This window comes from Nonomuraea sp. NPDC049152, assembly GCF_040648355.1.
Lineage (GTDB): Bacteria > Actinomycetota > Actinomycetes > Streptosporangiales > Streptosporangiaceae > Nonomuraea.
The window spans coordinates 57,699-76,800 of sequence record NZ_JBEZDO010000008.1 but is presented as its reverse complement, the minus strand read 5'-3'; the positions used below and the strand labels follow the sequence as shown (position 1 = coordinate 76,800).

The 19,102-nt window shown below is 72.4% G+C and carries 16 protein-coding genes and 1 pseudogene; 10 read left to right on the top strand and 7 right to left on the bottom strand.

Annotated elements, in window-relative coordinates:
- Positions 1-15: 15 nt before the first annotated feature.
- From AB0B45_RS16870 to AB0B45_RS16840, 7 genes are all read right to left on the bottom strand, one after another.
- A complete protein-coding gene (locus AB0B45_RS16870) occupies positions 16-972 on the bottom strand; it encodes a hypothetical protein (protein ID WP_358131273.1) in 957 nt (318 codons plus the stop codon).
- Positions 969-3,392 carry an SMC family ATPase gene (locus tag AB0B45_RS16865; protein WP_358131270.1) on the bottom strand — a complete coding sequence of 808 codons (2,424 nt, stop codon included), beginning with the start codon at positions 3,390-3,392 and terminating at the stop codon, positions 969-971. Before AB0B45_RS16865 ends, AB0B45_RS16870 begins: the two co-directional genes overlap by 4 nt.
- Positions 3,392-4,531: an exonuclease SbcCD subunit D gene (locus AB0B45_RS16860; protein ID WP_358131267.1), complete on the bottom strand. Its 1,140-nt coding sequence runs from the start codon at positions 4,529-4,531 to the stop codon at positions 3,392-3,394. Before AB0B45_RS16860 ends, AB0B45_RS16865 begins: the two co-directional genes overlap by 1 nt.
- Before the next feature lie 10 nt (positions 4,532-4,541).
- Positions 4,542-6,293, bottom strand: coding sequence for an ATP-binding protein (locus AB0B45_RS16855; RefSeq protein WP_358131264.1), 1,752 nt, complete (start codon positions 6,291-6,293; stop codon positions 4,542-4,544).
- Positions 6,294-6,541: 248 nt separating this feature from the next.
- Positions 6,542-7,540, bottom strand: a complete 999-nt coding sequence (locus tag AB0B45_RS16850; RefSeq protein ID WP_358131261.1) for a Gfo/Idh/MocA family oxidoreductase — start codon at positions 7,538-7,540, stop codon at positions 6,542-6,544.
- Between the two features lie 8 nt (positions 7,541-7,548).
- Positions 7,549-8,274: a ThuA domain-containing protein gene (locus tag AB0B45_RS16845; protein WP_358131259.1), complete on the bottom strand. Its 726-nt coding sequence runs from the start codon at positions 8,272-8,274 to the stop codon at positions 7,549-7,551.
- Complete coding sequence (locus AB0B45_RS16840; protein WP_358131256.1) at positions 8,162-9,415, bottom strand: MFS transporter; 1,254 nt, start codon at positions 9,413-9,415, stop codon at positions 8,162-8,164. Before AB0B45_RS16840 ends, AB0B45_RS16845 begins: the two co-directional genes overlap by 113 nt.
- 66 nt (positions 9,416-9,481) lie before the next feature.
- Here AB0B45_RS16840 and AB0B45_RS16835 point away from each other — a divergent pair, with 66 nt between their 5' ends.
- The 10 genes and pseudogenes from AB0B45_RS16835 to AB0B45_RS16790 all read left to right on the top strand — a co-directional run bounded on the left by AB0B45_RS16835 (position 9,482) and on the right by AB0B45_RS16790 (position 18,977).
- A complete protein-coding gene (locus AB0B45_RS16835; RefSeq protein WP_358131702.1) occupies positions 9,482-10,414 on the top strand; it encodes a LysR family transcriptional regulator in 933 nt (310 codons plus the stop codon).
- A gap of 34 nt (positions 10,415-10,448) precedes the next feature.
- A complete protein-coding gene (locus AB0B45_RS16830) occupies positions 10,449-11,750 on the top strand; it encodes an extracellular solute-binding protein (RefSeq protein WP_358131254.1) in 1,302 nt (433 codons plus the stop codon).
- A gap of 17 nt (positions 11,751-11,767) precedes the next feature.
- Positions 11,768-12,613: a sugar ABC transporter permease gene (locus AB0B45_RS16825; RefSeq protein WP_358131251.1), complete on the top strand. Its 846-nt coding sequence runs from the start codon at positions 11,768-11,770 to the stop codon at positions 12,611-12,613.
- Positions 12,610-13,425 carry a carbohydrate ABC transporter permease gene (locus AB0B45_RS16820; RefSeq protein WP_358131248.1) on the top strand — a complete coding sequence of 272 codons (816 nt, stop codon included), beginning with the start codon at positions 12,610-12,612 and terminating at the stop codon, positions 13,423-13,425. The genes AB0B45_RS16825 and AB0B45_RS16820 overlap by 4 nt, the downstream gene beginning before the upstream one ends.
- A complete protein-coding gene (locus AB0B45_RS16815; protein WP_358131244.1) occupies positions 13,422-14,321 on the top strand; it encodes an ROK family protein in 900 nt (299 codons plus the stop codon). The genes AB0B45_RS16820 and AB0B45_RS16815 overlap by 4 nt, the downstream gene beginning before the upstream one ends.
- 2 nt (positions 14,322-14,323) lie before the next feature.
- On the top strand, positions 14,324-15,052 hold the full coding sequence (locus AB0B45_RS16810; protein ID WP_358131700.1) for a GntR family transcriptional regulator: 729 nt from the start codon (positions 14,324-14,326) through the stop codon (positions 15,050-15,052).
- A 10-nt stretch (positions 15,053-15,062) separates the two neighbouring features.
- Positions 15,063-15,821, top strand: a complete 759-nt coding sequence (locus AB0B45_RS16805) for an SIS domain-containing protein (RefSeq protein WP_358131241.1) — start codon at positions 15,063-15,065, stop codon at positions 15,819-15,821.
- Positions 15,822-15,872: 51 nt separating this feature from the next.
- Positions 15,873-16,316 (top strand): annotated as a pseudogene (locus tag AB0B45_RS16800) (enolase C-terminal domain-like protein); the annotation flags it as partial.
- Positions 16,317-16,373: 57 nt separating this feature from the next.
- On the top strand, positions 16,374-17,069 hold the full coding sequence (locus tag AB0B45_RS16795; protein WP_358131238.1) for a PepSY domain-containing protein: 696 nt from the start codon (positions 16,374-16,376) through the stop codon (positions 17,067-17,069).
- A gap of 51 nt (positions 17,070-17,120) precedes the next feature.
- Positions 17,121-18,977, top strand: coding sequence for a heparinase II/III family protein (locus AB0B45_RS16790; protein WP_358131236.1), 1,857 nt, complete (start codon positions 17,121-17,123; stop codon positions 18,975-18,977).
- Positions 18,978-19,102: the final 125 nt, after the last annotated feature.

The window sequence follows — 19,102 nt, the reverse complement described above, 5'->3', positions numbered from 1 at the left end:
GAGAAAGTAAGATGGTCAAGAATGGGCGGCGGTGCGCAGGGCGCGGTAGAGGAGCCTGGAGTCGCCGAGCCGGTGTCGCAGCAGCTTCTCCAGTCCGCCGATGGGCACGAGGTTCTGCGGCGCGCGTGGATCCTTGTAGTCGACTCCGGCAAGCGAGGGCAGCACGAGCGTCAGCGTGTCGGCGAGCCGTACGACCTCGTCGCGCGACAGGTCCGCGCCCGCCTCGCACCTGGCGATGCCCGCCCACGGGGCCGACGAGCGGACCGGCAGGCGCACGTACCAGGCGTGCCGCCGCCAGCTGGTGCCCATGAGGAAGACGGGGGTGCGCTGGCCCGGGGCGAGCGCCGAGACGACCGAGCTCTGCGGCCCCGGCAGGTAGGCGGTGTGGTGGGTCTTGATGTAGCCGACGGTGCGTGGCAGGTGGGTGCGCCCGCGCAGGGGCCCGTCGACGAGCAGCAGGTCGTCGCTGCGCGAGCGGTACTTGACCGCCAGGTCCACCTCCAGCTGCGTGACCTGGCGCTGCAGCGCCAGCGACAGCTCGTCCATGCTCGGGCCCGAGGCCCGCTCCGCGCGGTAGGTGGCGTGCGGGGTCTTGACCTCCGGCGTGTACGGCGAGGCGCTGAACAGCGACCTGCCCACCTCCACGGCGGCGAGCGTCGCCCCGGCAGGACCGCATTCGACGATTCCGGCCGCGTAGGAGGCCGCGATGCCCGGGATCGGCATCGGCGCGGACGGGTCGTGCACCCACACGCGCGCGTCGATCCTGCGGACCCCGTCGGCGATCAGCAGCGCCCCGGGCGCGACCGTGCCGGGCGGCGGGTCGACCGGCTTCCAGTCGGCCGCGTCGCTCTCGACGTCGAGGACCAGCTCGGCGCTGGTCGGGCCCAGCTCGGCCAGCGCCTCGACGGACAGCGCCGCCGCGTAGCCCGGATCCCACGGATCGACGGTGAACTCGGTCACGGACGCCGTCATGGCCCCACTCTCCGTAGGTGCGAGCCCTTGGCGTCGCGGCCGATCTCGAACCGCACCGGCACCCTGTCGGCCAGCGCGGGTACGTGCGTGACGACGCCGACCATGCGGTCCCGCCCCGCCGCGAGGCGTTCGAGGGTGGCGGCGACCGTGTCGAGGGTGGCGGGGTCGAGCGTGCCGAAGCCCTCGTCGAGGAAGATCGAGTCGAGGCTGCGCGCGACGGTGCCCGACAGGGCGAGGGCCAGGGCGAGGGCGGCCTGGAAGGTCTCGCCGCCCGAGAGCGTGCGGGCGCTGCGGCGCATGCCCGCCTCGCCGTGGTCGATGACCTCGATGTCGCCCTTGCCGCCGAGCGTCAGCTCGTACTGCCCGTCGGACAGCTCGCGCAGCGTGTCGGAGGCGGTGGCGACCAGGAGTTCGAGCGCCTCCGCGCACAGCCACCGCTCGAAGGCGTTGGCGCGCAGCAGCAGGGTCAGCTCGTGCGCGACCCTGGCTTCCTGCTCCTTCTCCACGGCGAGCGCCTCGAGGCCCCTGGCGCGCTCGCGGTCCTCCCTGACCCGTTCGAGCCTGCCTTCGGCGCGGGCGACGGCGGTGGCGACGGCCGCGCCGATCTGGTCGGGCGCGGCCTGCGCGGCCACGGTGATCTCGTGGTCGGCCAGCAGTCTGACGAGCCTGGCCCGTTCCTGGGTACGGCCGGCCTCGACCCTGGCCAGCTCCGCCTCCCGCTCGGTCAGCACGGCGCGGGCCGCTCGGCCCGCCTCGTCCCGCCAGCCGATCAGGGCGGTCCACGCCCTGTGCAGGTCCTCCCGATCGACGGGAGGAGGGGCGCCGCCGTCGGGATGCGCGCCGAGGCTGAGGACGCGGTCGCGGGCCAGCTCCAGCTCGCGCCACGCCTGCTCGGACCTGCGCCCGGCGCTCTCGGCGGCGCGCTGCGCCTTCTCCAGCCTGGCCCGGCCCTCGCGGACGGCTCTGCGCGCCTCGGCCACGACCTCGTCGGCCTTCCGCACGGCGGCCATGCGCTCCTCCAAGGCCGTGCGCTCACCTGGAGGCGGCAGCTCGGCCAGCCTGGCGGCGAACGCGGCGACCTGCGAGTCGAGCATGGCGGCCTCGGTCTCGGCCTTGCCGAACCTGGTCCTGGCGCTCTCGGCCTCGGCCCTGGCGGCCGACAGCGCGCGCTCGGCCGTGCCAACGTCGGAGAGGGCGGGGTGGTGCGGCAGCTCGGTGAGCGGGCGCAGGCAGGTGGGGCACGGCTCGCCGACCGACAGGCGGGCGGCCAGGTCTGCGGCGGTGTGGGCGTCGCGGAGCCGGTCGCGCTCGCGTTCGGCGGCGGCCAGCGCCTCCGTGGCCTTCCGCGCGGCCTCGGCCAGGCGGGGCAGCGCGTCGCGGGCCCGGGCGGCGGCGGTCCTGGCGTCGGCGGCGGACGCGGTCACCCGCTCGTGCTCGTCGAGAGCGGCCAGGCGTTGCGCGAGAGTCTGTCGATCGCCGAGCGCGGCCAGCTCGTCGTGGGCGCGGTGTTCGTCGGCCTCCAGCGCCGCCACCTCCTCGGCGACGGCCGTGACGGCGTCCGCGGCCTGCCTGGCGGTCTCGGCGAGCGTCGGCACCTCGGCGGGCATCAGCAACGACTGCAGCGCCTTGACCCGGACGGCGACCGCCTCGCGGTCGGCCATCGCCCTGCGGATCTCCTCCTCGCGGGCGCGCAGCAGGTCGAGGTCGAGCCGCTCGGCGAGCGCGCGCAGCCTGGCGACCAGCTCGCCCGCCGCCTGCTCGGCGGCGGCGTCGGCGCCGACCAGCTTGCCGAGCTGGTCGCGGGCGAACGAGGCGGCCTGCTTGCTCGCCTCCTCCTCGCGTACGGCACGCTGCCTGATCCGCTCGTAGACGTCCGCGTCGAGCAGCTGGACCAGCAGGTCCTGCCGTTCGCGCGGCGCGGCGTGCAGGAACTCGGCGAAGCGGCCCTGCGGCAGCACCACGCACTGGGTGAAGAACTTGTACTCCAGGCCCGTCACCCGCTGCACCTCGGGAGTGACGGCGTCGCCCTCGGCGACGGGCCGCAGCACCGCCTCCATCACCTGGTTCAGATCGCCCTCGACGGCGGGATCGAGCTCGTCGAGCCTGGCCTCCTTGGTGCGGACCGTGCCCTTGCTGTCGCGCTGGAGCGCGCGGACCACGCCGTGGCGGCGGCCCGCGCTCTGGAAGACCAGCGCGACCTTGCCCGCAGCGGCCGAGGGGGCGAGTGCGTGCGCGATCACGTTCTCCTTGCCCCAGCGCGGCACCGTGCCGTACAGGGCGAAGCAGATCGCGTCGATCACCGTGCTCTTGCCGGCGCCGGTCGGGCCGATCAGCGCGAAGTAGTCGATGTCGGAGAAGTCGATCGTGACGGGCGCGCGGAAGCTGCCGAAGTTCTCCAGGTGCAGCAGCAGGGGTCGCATCAGCCGGTCACCTCGTCGTACAGCCGGTCGAACAGCCCCGCCACCTGGTCGTCGTGCCGCCCGCTGCTGTTGAGGTAGTCGCGGAACAGCTCGCGAGGGCTGCGCGAGGCGCTCGAAGCCTTCGGTACGGCCCGCACCGGCCTGAACCGCTCGTCCAGCGCCACGTCGAGCGCGCCCGGCAGCAGCTCCCTCACGGTGTCGGCGAGCCCTGGGCGCGGCTTCTCCTCCACGATCACCTTCAGCCACGCGTCGCCGACGTCCATGGCCTCGAGCTGTTCGAGGGTGCCGGTGACCGTGCGCAGCGTGCGGGCCTGCTCGAACATCACCTCGCGCACCACGGCGGGCCGTCCGGGCGAGACGTCGACCAGGAGCGCGCCAGGCGTGTTGGCCTCCTCGCCGAAGTCGACCGCGACGGGCGAGCCGCTGTACCAGATCGGGCAGGGGCCCGGGATCTGCTGCCTGCGGTGCAGGTGGCCGAGCGCGGCGTACTGCGTCGAGGAGGGGAACGCGGTCGCCTCGAAGTAGTAGGAGAAGATCGACTGCGCCTCCCTCTCCCCGCCGCCGAACGCCCCGCCGGGCAGCGTGCCGTGCGTGGTCACGATGTTGACGGTGTCGGCGTGGAAGGAGGCGGTCAGCGCGCCGAGCAGCTCGCCGACCCTGGCGGCGTAGTCGCGGTTGTGCTCGGCCGCGGTGCCCGTCAGCACCTCGGCGGCGCGGACCACGTACCGGTGGGAAAGGAACGGCAGGACGGCCAGCCGTACGGGCTCGCCCGTCCTGGCGGTGAAGGACAGCGTGCCGCCCTTGTCGGGGCGGCGGAACGCGCCGACGACCTGGATGCCGAGCGCGCCCAGCACCGGCCGGTAGACCTCGAACAGCTGCGGGTTGTCGTGGTTGCCCGCCAGCACCACGACGTCGCGCCCGTCCTCGCGCAGCGCCATCAGCGCGGGCATGACCAGCGCCTGCGCCTCGGGAGTGGGGGCGGAGGTGTCGAAGACGTCGCCCGCGACGATGACCGCGTCCACGTTCTCCTGGCGGGCGGTCGCGACCAGCTCCCTCAGCACCGCGCGGTGCTCGTCGATGCGGGAGCGGCCTTTGAGTACCTTGCCGACATGCCAGTCGGCGGTGTGCAGGATCTTCATCGGGCTCCGATCAGAACGGCGGGATGTCCTCTTCTTCGACCAATCCTTGGAACGGGTCCTCACTGGCCTGTCTGATCGGCACCGCCTCCGACGGCCTGGTGGCCCACGCGGGGAAGGGGAAGGCGACGGCGAGCGGCACGGGGATCTCGGGCTGGGCGACGAACATGGTGCCCGGCTTGGCGATCGTGGCCCGGTCCCTGACGGCCGGAGGCAGCCAGCCGTACTCGGACCTGCTGGCCTCGGCGGGGTCGAGGCGGCCTGCCACGCGCACGGCGCTGTTGGAGACGATGCGGCGCTCCACCTCGGAGGCGGTCTGCTGGGCGCCGATGAGGATCACGCCGAGCGAGCGGCCGCGCTCGGCCACGTCGAGCAGGATCTCCTTGATCGGGGAGTCGCCCTCGCGCGGCGCGTACTTGTTGAGCTCGTCGAGCACGACGAACAGCAGCGGCCTGGCCGTGCCCGAGCTCTCCTTCCTGGCGAACTCGCCGCGCAGGACCACGCCGACCACGAACCGCTGCGCGCGCTCGGGCAGGTTGTGCAGGTCGACGATGGAGACCTGCGCGTCGGACGTGCGAATCGAATGGGGGCGGCCGCCCGCCACGTCGCCCCTGATGATCGGCGACAGCGCCCTGACCGAGCTGCGCAGGCGGCGCAGGAACGCGTTGACCGTGCCGAGCGGGGTCTGGCCGCCCGTCCACGTGACCCTGCTCGCCTCGTCCATGAGCTGGTCGCTGAGCAGGTCGACCAGGTCGGAGAAGGTGCGGCACACCCCGCCCTCGGGCAGCTTGACCGCACCGCCCTCCACCGGCACCGCCCACGCCGCCAGCCTTGCCGCCACCTGGCCGACGAGCAGGGAGTAGCCCGCCCGCTCGTCGTCGGCGTCGGCGAAGACGAAGCGCAGCAGCTCCTCCTTGCAGAATTCGGCGAGGGTCCAGTAGAAGGCGCTGACGCCGTGGGTGCGGGCCGCGACGTGCGGGACGGCGTTGGGGTCGTTCGGGCGCGGAGGGGCGAAGACGTGCACGCTGGCGAACGGCTTGGCGGGCAGGCCGAGGCGCTCGTAGGCGCTGGTCGCGGCGGCGTCGAGGCGGCTGTTCGGGTGGTCGAGGAAGAGCAGGTCCTCGCCCTTCACCGAGAAGATCAGCGCCTTGGTGTTGGCGGCCTCGCTGTGGAGAACCCCCGAATTGAAGATCGAGTAAAGCAGGAAGGTCGCGAACGAGGTCTTCGTCGCCACGCCGGAGACGCCCGAGATGGAGACGTGGGCGCCGCGCGTGCCGTCGAGGAAGTCGAAGTTCACGTAGAGGGGCTGGCCGTCGCGGCCCGTCCCCATCGGGATGCGGCGCTCCATCACGTCGAAGTAGAGCGCCTGGTCGCGGTCGCCCGAGCCCGCCCGGTAGACCACCTCGCCCGGCAGCGGCGGGACGAACACCTCGGGCTCGACCCTGGTGACCCGCACCTCGGCCACCTCCACGACGGCGGCGGGCAGCGCGCCGTCGGCGATGAGGAAGACGTCGGAGTCGTAGGCGGCGCCCTCGTGCCTGGCCTCGACGGTCGCGACCACGCCCGCGACCAGCACCTGGCCGTAGCCTGGGACCTCTCTGCGGGTGACCACGACGTCGTCGAGCTGGACGACCCTGCCAGGTTCGAGTCCGATCCAGAAGGAGAGCGGGGATGCGGCCTGGGTGCCGAGCACCCTGCCGACCGCCTCACCGGACGCGCCCGCCCCAGGCGTCGCCGTACGGCCCGCCACTCCGTTCTCGATCACTCAGCCCCTCCGACCCCATAACGCCCTCAACCGAGCGTAATGGCGTTGGGGGTGTGGGTTCGGCATCTTCCCCGGGTCCGGTGGGTTTCGCCGTCCTCGAACCCGCCCCCAGCGCTCTTGCCCGGGTCGAAGCTGATCGAGGGGCGGGTCAGACGATGACGTATCCGAAGGCGGGTGGCTTGCCGACGGCACGCCCAGCGCCGATCTCCTTGGGCGACTTGCCCTGGCCGCGCAGTTCGCGAACCTTGTCAATCAGCAGCATAGAGATGGGACGTTATCCGCTCCCCTCTGATCGCCGACTCGAGAGCGGAGGTGACCATGGCGAGGCTGGCGAGGTTGTCCCTGCCCTCGCCCTGCGGCGGCCTGCCGGTGCGCAGCGCGTCGACGAACTCCCGCAGCGCCCACGCCAGTCCCTGGAAGCGGCCGGACCCCGCGTGGACGTCCTTCTCGAGCTCGACGGGCAGCACGCCCTCGGCCCTGATCGTGGCGTCGCCGTCCCACACGGCGGTGCCCCTGGCCCCGATCGCCCGCCAGCTGCCCGTCCACGAGGTCTGCAGGCCCGGAGCCGACCAGCTGCCGCTGAAGACGTAGCGCAGCCCGCCGGTCATCTCGAAGATCGCCGTGGCCGAACACGCTCCCGTGTACCAGCTCGCCGCGGGCCTGAACGACTCGCAGTAGACCGACAGAGGGTCGGTGCCGGAGATCGCGCGGGCGGCGTCGAACAGGTGGATGGCCATGTCCTGGATCAGCGGGTGCGGCAGGTCGTCGAGGAACTTGACGGTCTTGTAGGGGATGTAGAACTCGGAGGCGAGGATGGCCAGTTCGCCCAGCTCCGCGACCGTGCGGCGGTAGGCGACCAGGCCCGGCAGGTAGCGGCGGTTCTGGCTGACCATGAACAGGCGACGTGCCCTGTCCGCCGCCGCGACCATGGCCGCGCCCTCCTCGAAGGTGACCGCCATCGGCTTCTCGCTGAGCACCGAGACGCCCCGGTCGAGCGCGGCGAGCGTCACCTCGTGGTGCGCGCCGGGGACGGTGCCGTTGACCAGGAAGTCGGGTCGCAGCGTGTCGAGCATCTCGGTGACGGATCCGTACAGGCCCGGCATCTTGTCCGTGTCGACGTCCGCCCAGCCGACCAGCTCGACGTCGGGGTGGAGGCGCAGCTCGGTGGCCCACTGCCGGCCGATGAACCCCGCGCCCGCGATGACGGCGCGCAGCGGCCTGTCCTCGGTGATGGTGTCGAAGGTCATGCGCTCGCCTACCAGGTGATCGGGGTGTGGGCGTTGCGCAGGGGCTCGCCCGCGCCGTCGGGGGGCGTCGCCCAGAGGACGGCGTTGGCCAGCACGCGCAGGACGCCCTCGTGGCGGAAGACCGGGTACTTCTGGTCGCCGGGGCTGAAGTAGAAGATGCGCCCCTTGCCCCTGCGGTAGCAGCAGCCGCCACGGAAGACCTCGCCTCCGGTGAAGGAGCTGATGAAGACCAGCTCGTCGGGGGCAGGGATGCCGAACGGCTCGCCGTAGGTCTCGTGCTCCGGGATGACCAGCGGGTTGGGCACGCCCGCCGCGATCGGGTGCGCGGGGTCGATCGTCCAGACCAGCTCGCGCTCTCCCGCGTCACGCCAGGTGAGCGTGCAGGTGGTGCCCATGAGCGCGCGGAAGATCTTCGAGTAGTGGCCCGAGTGGAGCACCAGCAGGCCCATGCCGCCCAGCACGCGCTCGTGGACGCGGGCGACGACCTCGTCCGAGACGTCCTCGTGGGCGGCGTGCCCCCACCAGGTCAGCACGTCGGTCTCGGCCAGTACCTTCTCCGTGAGGCCGTGGGAGGGCTCGTCCATGGTCGCGGTCCTGACCGTGACCCGCTCGCCCAGGCGATCACGCAGCCCTGCCGCTATCGCGCCGTGCATGCCCTCCGGATAGCGCCGCCTGACGTCCTCCTCCTGTCGTTCGTGCACGTTCTCGCCCCACACCGTGACGTTGATGGTCACGCCGCCTTCTCCCTTCGGTCAGTACTCCCGCCATCGCCGCCAGCAGCCAGGCGGCGGTGAACACGACCAGCCAGCTCCACCCTGCCCTGCCGTACACGATGCTGCCCAGGGTGCCACCGACACTGCTGCCCACATAGAAGAAGAGCGTGTACATCCCGGAGACGTGGCCGCGGGCGCCCTCGGGGGCCTCGGCGGCGGCCCAGCCGTTGGCCACGGCGTGCGCGGCGAAGAAGCCGCCGGTCAGCACGACGAGCCCGGTGACCACCAGGGCCAGGGAGTCGGGGAGGGTCAGCAGCGTGCCGAGGACGGTGACCAGGAGGGCGGCGACGAGCACAGGGCGCTTGCCGTACCTGCCGACGAGCCTGCCCGCCGTGCCCGAGGAGAGGGTGCCCATGGCGTAGGCGAGGAAGACCAGCGAGGCGACCGCGGGGGCGAGTCCGAGCTCGTGGATGAGCCTGAACCCCGCGGCGTTGTAGACGGCCACGAAGGAGCCCACACCCGCCGCGGCCACGCCGTACTGCGCGAGGAGCACGGGGCGGCTGAAGGCCGCCCGCATGCCGCCGCCCTGCCTGACCTTCGGGCGAGGGGGCGAGGGCGGCAGCGTGAGGACGGTGACCGCCGCGCACACCGCGGAGACGCCCGCGACGGCGGCGAGCGCGCCGTGCCAGCCGAGGGGTTCGGCGACCAGCCCTGCGGCCAGGCGGCCCGCCATGCCGCCGACCGAGTTGCCCGCGATCATCGCGCCGACCGCGGCGGCCACCCCCGCCCCGCCCAGCAGCTCCATCAGGTAGGCCGCGGCGACGCCGGGGAAGCCCGCGATGGCGATGCCCTGCAGGGCTCGGAGGACCAGCAGCGTCTCGAAGTTCGGCGCGAGCGGCAGCAGCAGGCCGAGCACGACCGAGGCGATGACGGAGACGAGGATGACCCGCCTCTTGCCGACCACCTCCGAGAGCGCGGCCACGGGCAGCACGGCGACGGCGAGCGCGCCCGTCGCCACCCCCACGGCGAGGGAGGCGCCGCCGGGATCGAGCCGGAAGTCCGTTGCGAGCTGGGGCAGCACCGACTGCGGCGCGTAGAGGAGGGCGAAGGAGGAGATGCCCGCGGCCGCGACGCCGACAGTCACCCGAGGAGCGATAGCCACACCTCAGAAACTAAGCAAAGCTAATAAATACGTCTAATACCGCAATATGCGAAAATCCATACCGTGATGCATGAATTGGCGCCGAACTTGGAACTCCTGGCCGCGATCAGGGAGACCGAGCACGTGACGAGGGCGGCGGAGCTGCTCGGCGTGCCCCAGCCCACGGTGAGCAGGCGGCTCGCCGCGCTGTCGGAGACGGCCGGTACCCCGCTGGTCGTCCCGCACGGCAGGGGCGTCAGGCTGACCAGGGCCGGCCGCACCCTCGCCGACGCGGCGGTCCGCGCGCTGGCGGTGATGGCGACGGGCGTCCGCGAGGTGCGCGAGGAGATCGATCCGGGCAGCGGTCGGATCGTGCTCGGCTTCCTGCACCTGCTCGGCCGCTCGCTCGTGCCCGCGCTGGTGGGCGGCTTCCGCGAGCGACATCCGGGGGTGCGGTTCAGCCTGGTCCAGGGTTCGCGGCAGGTGATGCTCCGGCGGCTGCGCGAGGGCGAGATCGACCTGGCCTTCGTCGCGCCGCTCCCCACCGGTGACCCCGACCTGACCGGGACCCCGCTGGCCAGGCAGGAGCTGGTGCTCACCGTCCCCTCCACACACCGGCTGGCGGGGCGCAGGCGGGTGCGCGCCGCGGAACTGGCCGACGAGGACTTCGTCACGCTGGAACAGGGGTACGGCGTGCGCCAGATCACCGACGACCTGTGCGCCGCCGCCGGATTCAAGCCCCGCATCACCTTCGAGGGCCAGGAGTCGGACACCGTGCGCGGCCTGGTCGCCGCGGGCCTCGGGGTGGCGCTGCTACCGGGGTACGGGATCGCGCCGCTGCAGGGGGTGGTCGAGATCCCGCTCTCCCCCGCGGTGTTCCGCACGATCGGTGTCGTCAGGCCGGCCCAGCTCACGCCGGTCGTGCGCGCCTTCCACGAGCACGTGGTGTCGGAAACGCGGGACTTCGGGCCCGAGTTCAGCCCGCTCAGGACTTCCCCCAGAGGCAAAAATTCGTTATAACAACCTAACGACCTGATGAATCAGGAGGCCCCCCATGAAGACCTCGACGATGCGGGTGGCCGCGATGAGCGCGGCTGTGGCTGTGGTGGCGGCAGGGTGCGGCGGCGGCGCCGAGGGCCCGAAGGCCACGAAGATCTCATTCCTCACGCACTGGGGCCCCGACCAGGTCAAAGCCCTGGAAGCGACCGCCCAGGCGTTCGAGAAGCAGAACCCGGGCATCACCGTCGACATCAGGGCCGTCCCCTTCGGGAACCTGCTGTCCACGCTGCGCACCCAGGGCGCCAGCCCCAACGGGCCGACCATCGCGAGCATCTACGACCTGTGGCTGCCCGAGCTGGTCCGCGACGGCCTGGCCGGGGACATGCCCGCCGACGCCGCGGCCGACCTCGCCGCCAACTGGCCGAAGAACCTGGTGGAGGGCGTCACCAAGCAGGGCGGTCCGCGCGGCTACCCCAACGAGGTCGACCTCTACGCGCTCAACTACAACAAGAAGCTGCTCAAGGAGGCGGGCGTCGCCGCCCCGCCCAAGACGTGGGCGGAGCTGGAGGAGGCGGCCGCGAAGCTGTCCAAGGACGGCAGGCAGGGCTTCGGCGTGATCACCAGCTGGCCCGCGGGCGTCGTGCACCCCTGGCTCTCACTGGTCAACTCCAACGGCGGCAGGCTCCTCGACGGCGCCGTCCCCAAGCTCGACGACCCCAAGACCGTCGCCGCCGCCCAGCTCTACGCGAGGCTGGTGAAGTCCGGCGCGACGCAGGCGAAGATGAGCAACGCCAACGCCAACACCACGGGCCCCTACCTGGACAACTTCGTCAACGGCAGGACCGGCATGATCATCATGGCCAACTGGTGGCAGGGCGCGCTCAAGGAGGCCATGGGCGAGCGGTACCAGGACGTCGGCGTCGCCCCCGTCCCCGTCGGACCCGACGGCGGCGGCAGCGCCTCGGTGTCCTACTCCTGGCTGACCATCGTGAACGGCAAGGCCGACCAGGCCAAGCAGCAGGCCGCGTGGAAGTTCCTCACCTACCTCAACGGCAAGGACAGCGGCAAGAACGGCTCCTCGGCGATGGGCGACATCCTGACCTCGATGGGCATCCTGCCGAGCCGCGCCGGCGACCTGAAGGCGCACCAGGCGGAGCTGTCCGACCCGTTCCTGTCCGTGTACGTCGCCGAGCTGGCCAACGCCGTGCCGTTCCCCGCGGTGCTGGGCGGCGAGGCGATGAGCCAGGCCGTGCAGAAGCACGTGGAGAACGTCGTCTTCGGCAAGGAGACGCCCGAGGCGGCGATGGGCGCGGCCCAGCGGGAGGTCGCCGACATCCTCACCAAGGCAGGCGCGTGACGCGGCATCGTCGCAGCATGGCGGCCGTGGCGTTCCTGTCACCCGCCATGCTCGTCATCGGCCTGTTCACGGTGGTCCCGATCGGGCTGACGTTCTGGATCAGCCTGCACGAGTGGTCGATGTACACCCCGCTGAGCGAGATGTCGTGGCGAGGGCTCGGCAACTACACCGACCTGGTCGGCGACGACGGCTTCTTCACCGCCCTCGGCAACACCGCGCTGTACGTGGCGCTGGTGGTCGTCGTGACGCTGCCGCTGTCCGTCGCGCTCGGCATGCTCCTGTACTTCCCCCGCGTCATGGGCAGGGGGGCGGCCAGGGCGGTGCTGTTCTCGACGTACGTGATCCCCACGGTGGCGATCTCCATCGTCTGGGGCGGGCTCTACGCCCCCGACTACGGGCCGCTGTCGCAGCTGTTCGGCGCATGGGACCCGACCTGGCTGAGCTCGCCCGACACCGCGCTGGCAGCGCTGGTGATCTTCCATGTCTGGCAGATGACCGGCTACTACACGGTGCTGGTGATCGCGGGGCTCACCCAGATCCCCGCCGACCTCTACGAGGCGGCGCGCATCGACGGCGCCGGGTTCTGGCGGCAGACGGCGCACGTCACGCTGCCGCTGCTGCGCCGTACGACGGTCTTCATCGGGCTGGTCGCGATCATCAACGCGATCCAGGTGTTCGACCCCGTCTACATCCTCACGCAGGGCGGTCCCGCGGAGAGCACGAGCGTGCTGTCGTTCGCGATCCAGCGGGCCGCCTTCCAGCACGGCATGGCGGGGCAGGCGAGCGCGATGGCGTTCACGCTGCTGGTGCTCCTGGTGGCGCTCGGCGGCGTGTTCCTCGCCGCGGCCAGGAGGCGGTCATGAGGCGTACGGCCGCCGCGGCGGCGATCGCGCTGGCCATGCTGCCCGCGCTGTTCCCCCTGTACTGGATGGTGATCTCCAGCCTCAAGGGGCCAGAGGAGCTGCAGACCGTCCCGCCGACCTGGTGGCCGCGCGAGCCGTCGTTCGGCGCGTTCGCCGAGGTGTTCGAGGCGGTGCCGTTCGGCACGGCGTTCGCCAACAGCCTGCTGCTGTCGGGGGTGGCGACAGTGTCGGTGCTGGTCACGAGCGTGCTGGCCGGGTACGTCTTCGCCAAGCACCGCTTCCGCGGTCGCGAGGCACTGTTCTGGGGGGTGGTGGCGACCATGTTCCTACCGCCGGTCGTGACGCTCGTGCCGCTCTACTGGCTGGTGTCGTCCATGGACCTGGCCGACAGCTACCTGGGCGTGCTGCTGCCGTGGCTGGCCAACGCCTTCGGCATCTTCCTGATGCGGCAGTTCATCTCCGACGTGCCGGACGAGCTGCTCGACGCGGCACGCATCGACGGCGCGGGCGAGCTGCGCATCGTGTGGCGGGTGGTCACGCCGCTGCTGCGGCCCGCCGTGGTGAGCCTGGCGATCTTCTCGTTCGTCTTCTACTGGAACAACTTCATCTGGCCGCTGTCGATCCTGCAGGACGACGCGAAGTTCCCCGTCGTGCTGGCGCTGAGCCAGCTGCTCAACTACAGCACCTCCGTGCAGTACCAGAACGTGGTCATGGCGGGGGCGTTGATCGCCTCCCTGCCGACGATCGTGGTGTTCCTGCTGGCCCAGCGGGTGTTCGTGGCCTCGCTGTCCAGGACGGGGGTGAAGGGATGAGGCACGTCGGGTTCGACCTCGGCGGCACCCTGCTGCGGGGGCTGGCCGAGAGCGACGGCGTGCGGGAGGCCGTGGCCACGCACGAGGTGCCCCGCTCCTACGACGCGCTGCTCGACCTGATCGCCGAGCTCGCGGGGCGGGCCGACGCGGTGGGGATCGGGCTGCCCGGCACGTCGGCCGGAGGGACCCCTGTGTTCGTGCCCGCGCTGCCGTGGCTGGAGGGCCGTCCGCTGGCCGCCGACCTGGAGGCCCGGCTCGGCGCCCCGGTACGGCTGGGCCTCGACGGCCACCTCACCCTGCTCGCCGAGTCGGTGGAGGGCGCGGCCAAGGGACGGCGCTCGGCCGTGCTGGTCGCGGTCGGCACAGGGATCGGCGGCGCGCTGCTCGTCGACGGCAGGATCTGGCGCGGCGCGCACGGCAGCGCGGGCTCGTGGGGCTGGCTCCCCGACGGCACCGACCCCGCCGCTGACGGCACTGCGCGCGGCGGGTCCTCAGGGCCTGGGGGCGGGTCGGCGCACGGCGGGTCCTCGGGGCCTGGCGGCCGATCGGCGCACGGCGGGTTCGAGCGGGCCGCCTCCGGGTCGGCGCTCGGCGGGCGAGGTCCCGAGCTGGTCGCCGCCGCCCGCGCCGGCCGCGTGCCCGCCGAGCTCGACGCCTACGCCGTACGGCTGGCACGGGGCATCGCCGCGCTGGCCAGCACACTCGATCCCGAGGTCGTCCTGGTGGGCGGCGGCATGGCGGACGCGATGGACGTGCTGGGCCCCATGCTCGCCGTCCACATCGAGCGGCTCGCCTCGCCCGACGGGCGGCGGGTGCCGGTGATCGCGGCGGGCCTCGGATCGAGCGCGGGAGTCGTGGGCGCGCTGCTCGCGGCCAGGATCGGGGTGGACTGGTGAACATGAGAGGGCTCGACCCGACTTCGGGTGTGCCGCTCTATCTGCAGGTGGAGCGGTCGCTGCGGCAACGCGTCGACGCCGGGGAGTGGGTGCCGGGCGCCCGGCTGCCCACGGAGGACGAGCTGGGCAAGGCCTACGGCGTCAGCAGGGTGACGATCCGCCAGGCGCTGGCCAGGCTGGTCGACCGCGGGGTGCTGGTGCGCGAGCAGGGCAGGGGGACGTTCGTCCGCGACACCAGCCTGACCGCGGGCGCTCGCGGCGTCACCTCCTTCACCGCTGAGCTGGCGGGGCTCGGGCACCCGTCGGGCGCCAAGGTGCTGGAGCAGGGCGTGGTGCCCGCCGCCGACTGCGACCTGCCGAAGGAGATGGGCCTCGGCCCCGGCGACCTGCTGCTGCGGCTGCGCAGGCTCAGGACCGACACCGCCCGCCCCGTCGGCGTGCAGACGGCGCTGCTTCCGCTCGAGCGCTTCCCCGGCCTGGAACTGCTCGACTTCACCGACCGCTCGCTGTACGAGACGCTGCGCGAGAACTACGGCCTCGTGCCGCGCGAGGCGATCGAGACCTTCACCGTCGGCGGCGTGCTGGACGAGGACGCCCCCACGCTCGGCGTCGCGCCCGGCGCGCACGCCTTCTACGTCGAGCGCCTCACCTTCGACGCCCACGGCCCCTTCGAGTACGTCCGCAGCGTGATGCGCGGCGACCGCTACCAGATCCGCCTGGCCCTGCGATGAGAGGAATCTCGTGACCTACACCCGCCTGATGATCGACCTGCTCGACCGCCTCGACTCCACCCAGGGAGCCGCCCTCGACACCGTCGCCGAGCGCTGCGCCGACGCCGTCCAGAACGGCGGCCTCATCCACCTGTACGGCAGCGGCCACTCGGTGATCCCCACCATGGACGCCTTCCCCCGTTACGGCAGCTTCGCCGGCCTGCACCCGCTGACCGATCCCCGCCTGATGTGGCACAACGTGCTCGGCCCCGGCGGCGTGCGAGAGCTGCTGTGGCTGGAGCGGACCGAGGGCTACGTCGAGCAGTACCTCGACCACGAGCCGCTCACCGCGGGCGACGTGCTGGTCGTCTACTCGCACGGCGGGCGCAACGCGGCGCCCGTCGAGGCGGCCATGTACGGCGCCAAGCACGGCCTGTTCACCGTGGCCGTCACCTCCGTCGCCAACCTGGAGCGCCCCGCCGAGCACTCCAGCGGCAGGCGCATCGCCGAGGTCTGCGACGTCACGATCGACACAGGTGTGCCCGTGCAGGACGCGATCGTCGACGTCGACGGATGGGACCGTCCCGTCGGCGGCGCGTCGACCGTCGTGGCCTGCGTGGTCAGCCACGAGATCGTCACCAGGACGGCCGCGGCGCTGGCGGGCAAGGGCGTGGTGGTCCCGACATTCGTCTCGCCGACCGTGCCGGGCGCCTCGGTGTCGTCCAACGACGAGGTCTTCGACGAGCACCGGCGCCGCCTGCACGCCGCCGAGGGCAGGGCGCGAGACTAGGGGTCCCGCGGCCGGGGCCGGTCCCCGGCCGCGTCACCACGGCTGGAGCCGGCGGTGCAGGCGATCGCGGCCGTGGACATCGCGCTGTGGGACCTGAAGGCCAGGCGGGCCGGGCTGTCCCTGGCCAAGCTCCTCAGTTCGCACCGCGACTCGGTGCGCTGCTACAACACCTCGGGCGGGTTCCTGCACGCGCCGCTCGAGGAGGTGCTCGACACGCCTGTGGCCACCGGCGAGATGCTGACCAGCGTCGCCGAACACCACCGGGTCCAGCTGGCGCCGCACTTCGCGATGGAGATCCACCTCCACCTCGCGGCCGCGTACGGCTCGGAGCCGTGGGTGGAGCACTTCGAGTGGCTGGAGCCGCTGTTCGACGAGCGCCTGGAGATCAGCGACGGCCGGACGCCGGTGCCCTCACGTCCGGGGCTCGGCCTCACGCTGAGCGAGCGGGCCGCGAAGTGGACGGTCGACCGGGCAGTGATCGGTCAGCGGGCCTGAACCGTATTGCCTGACCTCTGGGCGTGCCTTTACGACGTTCCGGGCAGCGTCATCAGTATGAATGGTGGAAAACGGACAAAGACCATCATCGGTACTATCTTCGTCGGCTCGGTCCTGCTGGGGGCGGCATCCTGCGGGACCGACAGCCCCGAGTCCGGCACCGCCGTGGCCAGGCACGTTCCCGCGCCCGCCCCCGGAGGCGCCTTCGCGGGCCTCCTGTCACCCTCGGGCGCACCCAGCATGGAGCCGAGCTACACCATGGAGCCGAGCGGAGCTCCCAGCATGGAGCCGAGCGGAGCTCCGAGCATGGGCGCGGGCGACATGGAGAGCCTCCAGAAGGCGGGCATGGCGGCCGTGGAAGCCGTCGAGGGCTCCACGCTCATCTCCATCGAGGCACAGGACAACGGCAAGACCTGGGAGGTTCACGTCGTCGGCACGGACGGCACCGAGCACAGCATGGACGTCGACGCCGAATCGGGCAACGTCGCCTCGGGACCCACGGCCGAGAAGGCCGACGAGGCGGAGAAGGCCAAGCGCATGACCATGGTCAAGAGCGCCATGCTCACCTACAAGGAGGCGGCGGAGAAGGCGACCGAGTCGGTGCCAGAAGGCAAGATCAACGAACTGTACCTGGACCGGCACATGGGCAAGGTGGCCTGGGAAGCCGTCCTCATGACCCCTGACGGGACCAAGCACGAGGTCTACGTCGACGCCAAGGACGGCACCGTCACCAAGAACGGCTCGACGAGCTGACGCCGGGGTCGATCTCGTGGCGCGACGCTGGCGGCGCGCCACGATGGTGACATGAGCGCCGCGTACACGCCGCAGTGGCCCGTGATCCGGCACAGGGCCGAGACCAGGCCGTGGGCCGCCACGATCCTCGCCGCCATCGAAACCGACTTCACCCGCTGGTCGCACGACCTGGTCATCCCAGGCCCCGAGCACCAGTCGGCCTGGACCCACCACTACTTCTGCGACAGCGACGGCGCGCCGCTGGTGTTCGACGCGGCCGCTCCCGCTCGGCACGGCTGCTCCCTGTGCGACAGGGTCTACCTCGGCGAGCCGTGGGACGGCGCGTGGCGCACCACGATGCACAACGCCGCGGCCGTCCAGGCTCAGCGCGCCGCCCTGCTGATCCGCCTGTCGGACGGCGCGGAACCGGCGGCCGAGCTCGAACGGATCGCCGCCGCCTACGCCCGCGACTACCTCTCCTACGAACCCCACGGCGTCAACGCGGGCCAGGGCAGGGTCCTGCCGCAGTCGCTCGACGAGGCGGTCTGGGCCGTCGGCGTGCTGCGCGCGCTGCGGTGGGCGGGCGACGTGCTCAGCCCCTCCACCTCCCTCGCGGCCGACGCCATGGCGAGGGCGATCGCGGAGCTCCTGCGCCCGCAGGTCGGCATGGTCCACAACATCCACTGCTGGCTGCTGGCCGCGCTGGCCGAGTGCGCCGCCCGGCTGGGCGACCACGAGCTGATGGCCTGGTGCCGCGACTCCCCCTTCGGCGCGGAGGCCCAGATCATCGAGGGTCTCCAGCCGGAGGGCCTCTGGTACGAGGTCAACGCCCACTACCACTACTACGCGCTCGCCGCCCTCCTGTCCTACCGCGAGGCCGCGGGGCCACAGGGGCTGTCCAAGCGGGCGGCGCTGCGGCTGGCGCGCGCGATCGCCGCGCCACCGTCCCTCGCCTACGCCGACACCCGCCTGCCCGCCTACGGCGACGGCTGGGCCGCGTGCCACGTCGGCGACTTCGCCCCCCAGGCCGAGGCCGCCTGCGCGATCCTGCCCGAGGCGGCGATCGACCTCGCTCCCTACTACGAACGCTCCCTGCCGGGCCCGGTGCGTCCCTGGTTCGGCAACCCGGCCACCGTGCGGGGCTGCGTGGAGGTCGAGGGCCGATCGTCCGTCGCCGCCCTGGTCTTCGGTCCTGACGACGTGCCCACGGGCTCCCGCGACCGCGCGTCGTTCGTGTGGCCGCACGCGGGAATCGGGCTGCTGCGCTCCCCCTCGGTACGGCTGGCGATGCGGTTCGGCCCCGACGGCGGCTGGCACGACCACCGCGACAAGCTCAACGTCGACGTCGAGACCTCCTCCGGCTGGACCAGCCTCGACCTCGGGACCAGCGGCTACGGCTCGGACTTCACGACCTGGATGCGCTCGCCCCTCGCCCACAACCTGGTGATCGTCGACGGGGCCCGCCAGCCCGCGCACACGGGACGCCTGCTGGAGTCGTCCGCGCGCCACCTCGTGGCGGAGTCGGCGTGGGAGGGGACCGTGTTGCGCCGCTCGGTCGAGGTGACGGCCGACGGGTGGACCGACGAGTTCACGGTCACGCTGGCCACGGCCGGCCGGATCGAGTGGGTCTTCCACGGCGACGGCCGCTTCGCCGCCTCCGGACGGGCGGGCGCGCCGATCCAGGGGGAAGCGGGGTTGCGTGACCTCCGCCCGCTCCCCGTCCCGCCCGACCGGGTCCTGCGCGGCACCTGGGACGTCGACGGCGCGCCCCGCCTGGCGCTGGCCGTACCCGAGGGGTTCGAGGCCTACGCGGCGACCGCCGCGGGCAACCCGAACGGACGCCCGCTCGGCGTCCTCCTCCTGCGCGGGCACGGCGACCGCGCCCGCTTCCACGCCACCTTCGACCTCAGCGAGCAGCCCCCGCGCTGAAGCCCTCGCGCGAAGCGTGACCTTCGCAGGGAGCGTGACCTTCGCGCGAGGCGTGGCCTTCGCCAGGAGCGTGGCCCTCGCGCGGAGCGCCCGCGCTGGAGCCCTCGTGGGAAGCCCCCGCGCCG